Origin of the sequence: Shewanella sp., assembly GCF_051658185.1 — a bacterium.
Taxonomy (GTDB): Bacteria; Pseudomonadota; Gammaproteobacteria; order Enterobacterales; family Shewanellaceae; genus Shewanella.
Genome location: NZ_JBOFMC010000463.1, coordinates 1 through 2,196, shown reverse-complemented (window position 1 = coordinate 2,196; position 2,196 = coordinate 1). Strand labels below are relative to the sequence as shown.

At 51.0% G+C, this 2,196-nt stretch carries 2 protein-coding genes; both read left to right on the top strand.

Going from position 1 to position 2,196, the window contains the following annotated elements; genetic code table 11:
• Positions 1-1,068, top strand: a 1,068-nt coding sequence (gene hslU, locus ACRCZA_RS16875; RefSeq protein ID WP_438675531.1) for an HslU--HslV peptidase ATPase subunit, incomplete at its 5' end; no start/stop codon positions are given.
• Positions 1,069-1,260: 192 nt separating this feature from the next.
• The gene (locus ACRCZA_RS16870) at positions 1,261-1,647 is read left to right on the top strand and encodes a gamma-butyrobetaine hydroxylase-like domain-containing protein (RefSeq protein ID WP_438675530.1); all 387 of its coding nucleotides are present in this window, start codon (positions 1,261-1,263) and stop codon (positions 1,645-1,647) included.
• Positions 1,648-2,196: the final 549 nt, after the last annotated feature.

Genomic DNA, 2,196 nt, shown 5'->3' with positions numbered 1-2,196 from the left:
GAAGTGGGTTATGTGGGCAAAGAAGTCGAGCAAATCATCCGTGATTTAACCGACATCGCCATCAAGTTGACCCGCGAGCAACAAATGGGCAAATGCCGCCAACGCGCCGAAGAACACGCCGAAGAGCGCATTCTTGATGCCCTGCTGCCGAAGCCAAAAAACGACTGGGACACCTCCGACACTGACAGCAACTCCAATACCCGGCAAATCTTCCGTAAAAAACTGCGTGAAGGCCAATTAGACGACAAAGAAATCGATATCGATGTGGCCCAGCCCCAAGTCGGTATCGAAATCATGTCGCCTCCCGGCATGGAAGAAATGACCAATCAACTGCAAAGCCTGTTTAAAAACATGGGCCAAGCACCGGCCAAGCGCCGCAAGATGAAGATCAAAGAAGCCTTTAAGCTGTTGATCGAAGAAGAAGCGGCTAAGTTGGTGAATCAAGAAGATTTAAAAGAGCAAGCCATTGAATTGGTTGAGCAGCACGGCATCGTGTTCCTCGATGAAATCGACAAAATCTGTAAACGCGGCGAAACCTCAGGCCCTGACGTGTCCCGCGAAGGGGTGCAGCGCGATTTACTGCCGCTAGTTGAAGGTTGCACTGTGACCACCAAACACGGCATGGTGAAAACCGACCATATTCTGTTTATCGCCTCGGGCGCATTCCAGATGGCAAAACCGTCGGATTTAATTCCTGAGCTGCAAGGTCGCCTGCCGATCCGCGTCGAGCTAGATGCACTCAGTGCGAATGATTTTAAACGCATTTTAACTGAGCCACATGCGTCACTGACCGAGCAATATATCGCGCTGATGGCGACCGAAGGTGTGACCATTGAGTTTACCGAATCAGGCATCGACAGCATTGCCAAAGCGGCATGGCAGGTGAACGAGCGCACCGAAAACATTGGTGCCCGTCGCCTACATACCGTGATGGAAAAGCTGATGGAAGATATCTCCTATGAGGCTTCTGACAAGTCTGGCAGCGCATTTGTGATTGATGCCGATTATGTGAGTGCCCACTTAGATAATCTGGTGCAGGACGAAGACCTAAGCCGCTTTATTCTCTAAGGTTAACGCGCGCTGTCCGCTTAGTGCTTGGCACTAAGCAGTTAGGTTAGTGCACAATATCCGCCATGTATGTTCCCTAAAGGGCGGCATGGCGGATTTAAATGCCACACTGTGACCGCGCACTTTGTAACCTTAGCCGCGAATTGCTATGTTAACCCTTGTCTATTCCTCGCATTCACTTGGCAAACACCTATGACCACTGCAAGCCCTAATGTCATCGACCTTAAATTAAAACGTAAATCACGCCTCTTAGAAATCAGCTTTGATAATGGCGAACAGTACCAACTCAGCTGCGAGATGCTACGCGTCTACTCCCCTTCAGCCGAAGTGCATGGTCACGGCAACCCTAAGCTGGTCACTCATAAAAAGAACGTCAATATCAACGCCATTGAACCGGTGGGCAACTACGCGGTTAAAATCGTCTTCGATGATGGCCACGATACCGGCCTGTTTTCATGGCAAGTGCTTTACGATCTCGCCACTCATCAAGTGGAGTTATGGGAAAATTACTTAGCCCGCCTACGCGCCGAAAAGGCCTCGCGCGAACCGCTGATCGCGATGAATATTAAGTACAACTAGGCGCCAGCTACCAGTCGGTAAGATTGGAGTAAACAAGATTGAAGTAAACAAGATAGGAATAAACAAACGGCGCCTAGGCTAAGCATCCCAAAGCTCCGCGCCTAGGCAAAATGAGCTGCACCTAAGAGAAATCAACAGCACCTAAGTTAAGTGAACAACGCCCAAGTTAAGATCAGCGCCTAAGCTCAACCCGGTACAGCGACGTTCTAGGCAGAGCAGAATCGCTATCAGCCCTGCCGGCGTGCCCGCCACATCGCGAAACATTAGCCCCAGCAGGGCAAAGCGCCTTAAAGCACAAGACGATTGCCCGATGATGGCTGTGCAACGCTCACTTAAAAGTTAAATTTCAAGCCAACACTAAAGACATCGGTGCCATCAAACTGCTCATAGCTGAGCTCCGCCGAGATAAGCTGGGCGCAGCAAGATCGGATCAAACTGCTGGCTGCTGCGCTGAGCTGGTGCGTCAAACGCGGCGAGTTCGCTGCCTTCGAGCTGTGCGAACACGGCGAGCTGCTCTACCAAAATCTTCGCCGCTGCGCGCACTGCATC